The 9,063-nt window shown below is 41.3% G+C and carries 6 protein-coding genes and 1 pseudogene; 2 read left to right on the top strand and 5 right to left on the bottom strand.

The features are described 5' to 3' along the window. Positions 1-46 precede the first annotated feature (46 nt). The 3 genes and pseudogenes from EKM81_RS11515 to EKM81_RS10640 form a co-directional block, all read right to left on the bottom strand. Positions 47-577: pseudogene (locus tag EKM81_RS11515) on the bottom strand (DUF6609 family protein). A gap of 78 nt (positions 578-655) precedes the next feature. Next, positions 656-1,852: an A/G-specific adenine glycosylase gene (gene mutY, locus EKM81_RS10635; protein ID WP_125651498.1), complete on the bottom strand. Its 1,197-nt coding sequence runs from the start codon at positions 1,850-1,852 to the stop codon at positions 656-658. A gap of 859 nt (positions 1,853-2,711) precedes the next feature. Further along, a complete protein-coding gene (locus EKM81_RS10640; protein ID WP_125651500.1) occupies positions 2,712-3,941 on the bottom strand; it encodes an FAD-dependent oxidoreductase in 1,230 nt (409 codons plus the stop codon). A 104-nt stretch (positions 3,942-4,045) separates the two neighbouring features. On the opposite strand from EKM81_RS10640, the gene EKM81_RS10645 reads away from it, so the two are divergent. Beyond that, positions 4,046-4,729 carry an EAL domain-containing protein gene (locus EKM81_RS10645; RefSeq protein WP_125651502.1) on the top strand — a complete coding sequence of 228 codons (684 nt, stop codon included), beginning with the start codon at positions 4,046-4,048 and terminating at the stop codon, positions 4,727-4,729. A gap of 148 nt (positions 4,730-4,877) precedes the next feature. On the opposite strand, the gene anmK is transcribed toward EKM81_RS10645, so the two are convergent. Further along, the gene (gene anmK / locus EKM81_RS10650; RefSeq protein WP_125651504.1) at positions 4,878-6,005 is read right to left on the bottom strand and encodes an anhydro-N-acetylmuramic acid kinase AnmK; all 1,128 of its coding nucleotides are present in this window, start codon (positions 6,003-6,005) and stop codon (positions 4,878-4,880) included. 352 nt (positions 6,006-6,357) lie between these two features. On the opposite strand from anmK, the gene EKM81_RS10655 reads away from it, so the two are divergent. After that, entirely contained in the window at positions 6,358-7,293 is a 936-nt protein-coding gene (locus EKM81_RS10655) for an aldo/keto reductase (RefSeq protein ID WP_125651506.1), read from the top strand. Between the two features lie 166 nt (positions 7,294-7,459). Here the strand turns inward: EKM81_RS10655 and EKM81_RS10660 are convergent, their stop codons facing one another. Continuing rightward, positions 7,460-8,611 (bottom strand): hypothetical protein, encoded by a 1,152-nt coding sequence (locus tag EKM81_RS10660; protein ID WP_125651508.1) that lies wholly within the window; start codon positions 8,609-8,611, stop codon positions 7,460-7,462. Positions 8,612-9,063: the final 452 nt, after the last annotated feature.

The raw sequence follows: 9,063 nt of genomic DNA on the forward strand, positions 1-9,063 counted from the left end.
TGGTAACTATAAGAATAGGTCTTCATGGCCTTTTTGGTCTAGTCATTTAGGTGTTGCACTTCAATTTTAAATCCGGCAGTTTCAATAAACCATCAATCACGAAAACTAAATCCAACGGCCAGCCTAGCAGCAATCCTAATAGTGAATTAATGATGGTTAAGCCACCTAAAATCCCCATTAATTTACCATGAACGGGAATAAAAAAGAAAAAGTGAATCCCGATAACAATCATAATTTCCAGCCAAATCCGGCGCATCATCGCATAAGTAACAACGCCACCTTGTAGCCAGCTTGGAAGAAATACCAAAAGCATCAGGGCCATCATGATGATAATAGCACCATTAGCCCAGTGACTTTGCGCCTTAGTACCAGGACCAACACTTAGTTTTTGACGCGTATGTTTATTTAGTTGCTAAAACATGCCTAACGAATATAAAATACCAAAAATGGCTGGATTAGGAAAGCCATTGATTAATTTCATTGTTAAAGTCAGCATCGCAATTCCTACAATAATCAACCAAACCCCGTTAATTCGTTGCCGTGGATAGTGATAATCGCTTGTTTTCCTTGTTGTCATTATTTCTCCCCCCTAAAAGAACCATGTTTTAAGTATACGAGGCCATGACAACATTAAAAACAAAAAAAGTGTCACTATTTAATTATTTTGCGATAATTCTTGCATTATTTTTCGTTGAACAGTGGGAATCGCACCGTTAGTCAAATCTGCTTCAGTAAACCACTTGCCTGGAAATAATGCTAATGACGGCGTCGTAGTTAATTCACCAGTCAAAATTTTCAACTGCCATTGACGATGCGTAAAAACGTGCTTAACAATTTTTAGGGTGGGATCTCGCCAGACGACAGCAATTCCAGTTAGCTCTTGAAATTCGACTTGGATTTTCTGCAGCTGGATTGTGGTTAACGCTTTTTTAAAGGCAGCTGGTGGCAAAACAATTGGTTGTTCTGTGACGCCAGATGAAGCAGCTGGCTTAGTATCGTTAATCTTAGCTACTGCCAACAGTGGGAATAACCACAAACGCGCCAATAGTTCTCGACTAGAACGCTGACTCAATAGCCAGCCACTAGGAGTGTGTAATGCTAAAACGTAGTACTGCTGCACTACTGGCTTAGCCTTTTTTGTTTTGACAGGATAGTCTTCATAAGTGCCAGCTTGCCAACTGGCATCAAAATCGCGGACTGGTGAATGGGCAGGATCGGAATTCTTAGCCGTTAAATAACTAGCGCCTAAATCCATAATTGCTTGGTTAAAGTCTCCAGGACGATCAGGGTCGATGATTTGTTGGATGATTGCTGCAAAAATCGACCGCGTTTGCGGCTTAGCAATATCCAAATCAATTTCTAATAGCCGCGCAAAAACACGAAAAGCATTACCATCGACTGCCGGAACTGCTTCCTTAAAAGAAATACTAGCAATTGCCCCAGCGGTATAAGGCCCGACACCACTTAAATCGGCCAAACCTGCGGCCGTTTGCGGCCAAACTCCACCATAATCCTGAACAATCTGTTGAGCGGCTTGTTGTAAATGACGCGCTCGCGAATAATAGCCCAAGCCTGACCAAACTTGCAACAATTCCTCCTCTGGTGCGGCCGCTAAAGCCTGAACCGTGGGGAAATGCTGGAGGAAGTTGTGATAATAAGGAATCACTGTTTGCACTTGCGTTTGTTGCAACATAATCTCACTAATTAAAATATGATACGGCTCCTGATTTCGCCGCCAAGGTAAATCACGACCATTTTGATCGTACCAAGTTAAAAGTGTTTGGCGAAAAGCTTTGATTTTGGCTGGTGACCAGGTTAAATAATGGTTAACTTGTACCGCAATAGCTGACATGACAATCGCTCCTTACCTATAATTTTATTCAAGCATATCATAATTGGCTGGTTGACTGAAATCTAGTGAGATTTTAAAACAGAACTAGTTCTGACGCCATTCCCGTGGAACGCTGCCAACACTGATTGAAGCCAATTATAAATCCAAGTTCAAAAGCGCCAAAACCCAGTGAAGCTGTTAAAACAGAATTGGTTTTGACTCCATTGCGGGCTGCTTGTCGTGGAACGCTGCCGGCATTGATTGAAGCCAATTACAAACCAAATTGTCTCCAATACAAGCCTTTGTCTAACCGCTAAAGCGGCAAGACAAATTTGGCTGCTACTCGCAAGCTCGGGCGCAAATTAAAACCATTGGCTGACGACAAGATCCCTCCATTCCGTCTGGAGTTAGGTTAGTGATCTTCACTGTTGTGAGTGTTTAAGGCAGTGCTAGTGGGACTGGTCAATTTAGTTCACTTGGCAGTAATAATAGAATACTAGGACAAAAATAGCCTGTGTGATATCTTTCAATTCCATCTTGAAAGATTGTCACACAGGCTTTGTTGGTTACTACAATCTGGTTTTCTTACAGTGGTGCTCAATTCTGTTAGTTTTATCTGGTGGTTGCTGGGCAATCGACAACTGGTTCTGTCAGCCCTGCCTTAAGATCGATTAAATCTAAAGTGGACCGACCTAGCTCAAAACGCAGTGGAGGCCGCCGGGTTGTCAGCCGCCAAATTATCCTTGGCGCTTTAGCGCTTAGGATAAGGGTTGTATTTGAGATTGTTGCAAAGCAATAAGCTCAAATCAATCCCGGCCGCGTTCCACAACCCGCCGGCCGCAGCGGAGGTGTCCGCTATTCCGTCCACACCCAGTTTGGATTATGGCCGTGGTTCGCGATTGCCCAAGGCAGTGAACCGTGGATTATCAAAACCGGCCTCACGCTCTTGATCAACTGCTTTTTGCGCGACTAAATTCAGATAGTTAAATGGTGAATCGAAGTTTGGTGAGAACAACATGTCCACATACGCCAAATCATCAATCGTATTATTATTTTGAATCACGACTGACAATGTATTAGCAGATTGGGCAATCTCATGTTTACTGCACAACTGTGCGCCCAAAACCCGCCGACTATCACGGTCATAGAGCAACACAATTTTAATTTTATCAGTGGTTGGTATGTAATCAGGCCGCCAATTATCGTCAAGAACCACTTGTTGAACATTAAAGCCACCCCATTGTGCATATTCCAAGGTTAGCCCGGTTGAGGCAATACTATACCCAAATAAATCCATAGCTGAAGTGGCCTGAGTTCCTAAATAAGGCATGGTGTTTCCGAAAATATTGACCCCAGCTAATACACCTTGACGAATTGCGTTCGTTGCCAGTGGTGTATAAGCAGAGCGACCAGTTGGATTAAAGTGAACAGTACAACTATCACCAGCAGCATAAATATCAGGATCAGAAGTTTGCATATAGTCGTTAGTCAAAATCGCGCCATGCTTATCCATCTTAACTTGGCGTTGCAACAAGGAGGTGCTTGGTACGAAACCGGTACAAACAATTGCAATGTCAGCAGAGAATGTTTGCCCAGATTGCGTCTTGATTTCAAGATTTCCTTGGTCATTACTCGTAAATTCAGTCACTCGCTGATTCAACTGTAAATCAACGTGATGATCCTTTAATAATCGGCCAGCCAATGCAGCAATTTCTGGGCCAATATAGTGATGTAGAATTTGATCACCAGAAGTTAGCAATAACACTTCATGGTCAGTAGTTGCGTAGCTCTCAGCGATTTCTGTACCTGAATAACCAGCCCCCACAACCGCAATACGATGATTGTCTTTTGCACTCTTGTAGATTTCTTGAGCTTGCTGATAATTTTTACATAACAACACTTTGGACTCATCAATCCCCGCCATTGGTGGTACTGCGGCCGTTGATCCAGTCGTCATAATTAATTTATCGTAATGATCTTGAATAACTGCACCATTTTCGATATTCAACGCTTGTAAAGTTTTAGTCTTAGTATCGATTTTTAAAACGTTGTGATGCGTTCGCACAGTAGCCCCAAGTTCAGCTAAAGTTGCAGGCGAAGAATAAAACATATCCTCTAGCTGCTTAACGCGGCCACCAAGATATAGATAGATGCCACATGATAAAAAGGAAATATTAGCTAGAACTTAAGTTTTATACTGGGGGGGAGCACTTCATGTATCGTTATTTTATTCAGCCACAATTCAATAAATTTACAAATTCGGTCTTCGGTTATGAAATGCTGATTCGTAAATGGCAAGATGGGCGTTGGCAATTGCCAAAAGACTTTGCCTCAATTCCAATTGAAATTCAAACAGAACTATTGAAACGAGCCGCAATTGAGCTCTCATTGAAGGTTGAATCAGTCTCGTTTAACTTAAATCGGACCCAATTTGTTAATGCGCATATCAATGAAGCTTTGATTGCCGCCCAGCAACAGATTTATCCGATTATCCTGACTGTTGAAGTCACTGAAGAACCTAATGACCACGTGACAATTGACCAATTACGGCAGCAAATTGAAATCTGTGATCAACACGGCATTGAAATTAGCCTTGATGATGTGGCTACTGGTGTTAACACACTCGATCATATCAAGCCATTACTGACAGAAGTTACCGAAATCAAATTAGCGATGCAGAATTTCCGTGAAGAAAAGCGCGATGCTGAAATCGAAGATCAGCTACGAATCTGGACACAGGTCGCGGATCAATACCAATTGCGGCTAATTCTTGAAGGCGTCGAAAACGACGCTGAGGATCAATTAGCTGATCGTTTCGATATTGCGATTCGTCAAGGCTATTATTATGGCAAACCGCATTTATTCAAGCTGAAAGGCGATCAAAACTTAGCTGGCTGATTTACGTTACTAAAATTGCTTAGACAATAAAATCAGCCCAACATATGCCACATCAAAAAGACTAGTTAAATCGCCCAGTTGTCATCATGGCAACACTAGGTTATTCAACTAGTCTGATGTCTTATAAAGTTAATGGATTACATTTGATCTAAAAGTAAGTTATTCGACCTAGAATGACTGGTCGTTTAGCGCCAGTAGCACTGGGCACGTTGCTTGGTTGATGATGCCAGGTTTGATTACCCAACACTACCATGGCAATGGCTTCTTTGGCATCCGATGAATAGCCATAATCTTCCTGAATGCCAACTTTCACTTTTGGAAGCGCCGCCTGAATCATTTTAACTAGTGTGGGATTGTAACTACCACCGCCGCCAATGATCAATTCCGTTTGCGCGGTCGCAAATTGTTTGACTGCTTGTGCGATTGATTGCGCAGTTAACGCTGTTGCTGTCGCCACCCAATCATCAGCGCCTAAATCAAATTGCTGCATGATTTGATCAACATATTCACTACCAAAGTCCTCACGACCAGATGTTTTAGGAAACGGACGCGCAAAATATGGATGTTGCAATAACTTTTGCAAAACAGTTTGATTAACTTGACCAGCAGCGCCATGCGCACCATCACGGTCATACTCCTCATGATAAAAACGCCGACACAACTCGTCAATGATCATATTGCCCGGACCGGTGTCAAACGCTACCACATCACTTAGTTCACCGGCGGCAGGAATCACCGTGGCATTTCCAATACCACCAATATTCTGTAAAATTCGTGTCTGCTCAGGCGAACGATAAAGAATATATTCCGAATATGGCACAATCGGTGCGCCTTGACCACCCACAGCCATATCAGCCTCACGAAAATTGGAAATTACTGCCGTTTGCGCCCGCTCAGCAATCAGCGCTGGATCACCAATTTGTAAAGTTGACGGAACTAAACCAGGTCGATCTGGTCGCGGTAAGTGATAAACCGTCTGCCCATGAGAAGCTACAAAAGTTAATTCTTGTGGTGCTATCTTGGCCTCAGCACAAATTTTAACCACGGCTGCTCCAAAAATTGCACCTAATTCAAAGTTAAGGCTACAAATCTGTTCCACATCAGATGTTTCCACAGCCAAGGCTGCTTTGATTTTAGTTTTCAGACCACTGGCAAAAGGATAGCTGGCAAAGCGTCGTAATTTCACTTTTGTCGTCGGACCAACGCCAGTAATTTCCACTAAGGCCGCATCGGTGCCATCTAAAGACGTTCCCGACATTAAACCAACTGCTAACATAAATGCCCACCTTTCAGATTGATTATCGTTTGATTTTTATTTCATTATAACGCAATTTTAACTATTAAAAATGAAAATAATTTTCGTGCGTGCTGAATTCACCACTGATCAAATTAATCATGGCACTTTATATACTGTAAAATATCGCGTTCTACCAGAACCAACGCAGCCATTCCTGCTTAGCACTTTTTCCTATCTTTGCGAGACAAGCTTAATTCCTGCAACTTTTCTTATGACCGGGTATACTAAAAGTAAGCTCCATTTAATTTACAAACTAAATAAACTGTTAAGGTGAGTTGTTCACAGTAATCAAACTGCTCGCAATTCGCTATTCTCAAGGAGGTTCTTCTACATGACAACAATTCAAATTGGTAAAAGTAAAGTTCAGGCAAGTCCACTTGGTTTAGGTACTAACGCTGTTGGTGGCCATAATTTATTTCCAGATTTAAATGATGCGACTGGCGTTAAAATCGTCCAAACAGCGCTCGATGCTGGGATTACCGTTCTCGACACCGCCTTTGCTTATGGCCTAGGCGAATCAGAAAAGTTAATTGGTCAGGCTATTAAGGGCTATGACCGCAGCAAAATTATTATTGCCACAAAAGCGGCGCAACACCTACAAGCTGATGGTAGTATGACAATTGATAATTCCCCGGCCTTTTTAACGCAAGCCGTTGAAGACAGTCTCAAGCGGCTGCAAACAGATTATTTGGATATCTTTTATATTCATTTTCCTGATGATCAAACACCTAAAAATGAAGCAGTTGCCGCTTTGCAAAAATTAAAAGAGGCTGGCAAAATTCGCGCTATTGGTGTTTCCAACTTCTCACTAGCCCAATTAAAAGAAGCCAATCAAGACGGTTATGTTGATGTTGATGAAGAACAATACAGCCTGCTTCATCAAGAAATAGCCACAGAACGTTTTGCTTATTTGCGCGAACGCCAGATCAGCTTCGTTCCTTTCTTCCCACTGGCATCTGGCCTACTCACTGGCAAGTATGAACAAGAAATGACTTTCCCAGAAAATGATATTCGCCATGATAACCCTGACTTTCAGGGCCAACGTTTCCAAGATATTATTGCGACCGTCGACCAATTAAAGCCACTAGCAGAGAAATATCAAGTTACCGTTGCCCAATTAGTTTTGGCTTGGTATATCAAAAACCCTGATATTGCCGTTGTCATCCCCGGTGCGAAAAAAATCGCCCAAGTCGCTAGCAACGCCAAGGCATTGACTGTTGCTTTAAGCGATGCCGATTATCAAACAATAACTGAATTGTTTGCTTAAAAATAAAATAGTTAATAAATAAAAATCACCGCAGCTAGGTTACGTCTGCAGTGATTTTTGTTATTTTTTCTGTTTTTTAGCCTCCATCGTCCAGTTGGCTTCTGGATCAACCGAACTTAATTTTGAAAATCTAACAGATAAGAACAACGATATTTTTTATTTTTGTTTATGCTACTGAATGATTAATTTGGATATTTGGATACTGCTGTACTAATAATCGCAACGTATAACCAGCATCACTACCAATGTTCATTGACCGATAAGTTGCATCAATTACCGCACTATCTGGCACTTTGGCCAATTCTGCAACTGAATAATTAGTCTGACCATTTACTTCAATAATTATTTGACGATAGCGTTCTGCCAAAGCATGATTATCATTTTTTAAAATAATGCTTGGGTAATGTTCAGCTAATATTCGGCCAGTGAGACCAGGGTCGCCACCTATTTTAGCTGTGGCACAAACTGCTTTAACAATGACGTCATCCGCAATTTTGGTTAATTCCGTCCAAGAATAATATCCGGGAATTTCATCATAAATCACTTGACGATCATATTCAGCAACCAAATATGATTGACTCGTCACTAAAATCTGTGGGTATTGCTGCTCAATGAGATTGGCAATCGTGCCCAAATCGCCGCCCATATACCCAGCAGTTTGAACTGCTGACCAAACGACACTATCTGGTACTTTTTCCAGCTCGTTTAACAGATATACCCCAGGCATTTCATTAATGATTCCCAGACGAAATTCCTGCGGTGTCGCATACAGGCCATAAACAATCAGAACCCTTGGATATTGTTTAGCAAGTGCTTCGCCAATGGCATCCAGATCATCGCGACCGTTTTGATTAATCGCGGTTTTAATAACCGCATCAGGTACTTTCTCTAACTCAGTTAAACTATACTTATTGGGTAGTTGTTTAACTAAAGCCTGGCGAAATTGCTCAGCAACCACATCATCAGTCTGCGGCAACTTATCAGTATTAACTTTTGACTGGCTAGTCGCACGCTGAGCAGTTGAAGTTGCTTTTGGCAGTTGGCTACTAACAACTGCGACTGGATTAGTAGTCCCGTGAGTTACTTGCGAACTGGCTAAATCCTCTTGGCCTTTTTTAGTAATTTTCTCAGTATCTGTGTCTGCTTTGATCTGCTTTTTCCGCACATCTTTGATCAAATTTTTTTGCGAGTGGGATTTTTTAACTTGTGCAGTTTTAATTGCTACTGAATGATGGCTGTTATTTGAACACCCTACTAAATTGGTGCTTAATCCCAAAACTGCTAATACTAACGCGCAATAACGTGTAATTTTTCGCATTTTACTACTCCTCATTATCAACCATTGAATAAGTTCTTTTGCTCTGAATAATGTGATCAAATAATAAGTAAAATAACTTAGGAATAAATTACCCTGACTGTCGTAACATTTTAAAAGCTCCCTTCTGACGATGATTAAACCAAGCACCTACTTAAATTATTTTAAAATTGGTTGCTGGTTCCGCTTACATTGCAATAATATTACATTTGAGTTACAAAGCCTAGCCTAAAAGCTAATTTATTTACTTTTATATTATAAAATATTTACAATACATTTTTTAGATAATAAAAATAATCTGAGACATAAGTCTATTCTCCAAAAATAATACAAATTTTCTTTGCGGAACGTGTTCTCAAAAGGTAACCGGTTCCGCTTAGTAATCATCCACCCGCATAGCGGGTGGCTTTTTATTAGCCCTAGAAGGGCTTGCCACACGCAAAAAGCCCCTTAAA

Source organism: Lapidilactobacillus gannanensis (assembly GCF_003946675.1).
Lineage (GTDB): Bacteria > Bacillota > Bacilli > Lactobacillales > Lactobacillaceae > Lapidilactobacillus > Lapidilactobacillus gannanensis.

What these genes read in the sequence shown, in the direction of transcription:
- mutY (WP_125651498.1), bottom strand. Translation starts at nt 1,852, where the DNA reads ATGTCAGCTATTGCGGTACAAGTTAACCATTATTTAACCTGGTCACCA.
- EKM81_RS10640 (WP_125651500.1), bottom strand. Translation starts at nt 3,941, where the DNA reads ATGTTTTATTCTTCGCCTGCAACTTTAGCTGAACTTGGGGCTACTGTG.
- EKM81_RS10645 (WP_125651502.1), top strand. Translation starts at nt 4,046, where the DNA reads ATGTATCGTTATTTTATTCAGCCACAATTCAATAAATTTACAAATTCG.
- anmK (WP_125651504.1), bottom strand. Translation starts at nt 6,005, where the DNA reads ATGTTAGCAGTTGGTTTAATGTCGGGAACGTCTTTAGATGGCACCGAT.
- EKM81_RS10655 (WP_125651506.1), top strand. Translation starts at nt 6,358, where the DNA reads ATGACAACAATTCAAATTGGTAAAAGTAAAGTTCAGGCAAGTCCACTT.
- EKM81_RS10660 (WP_125651508.1), bottom strand. Translation starts at nt 8,611, where the DNA reads ATGCGAAAAATTACACGTTATTGCGCGTTAGTATTAGCAGTTTTGGGA.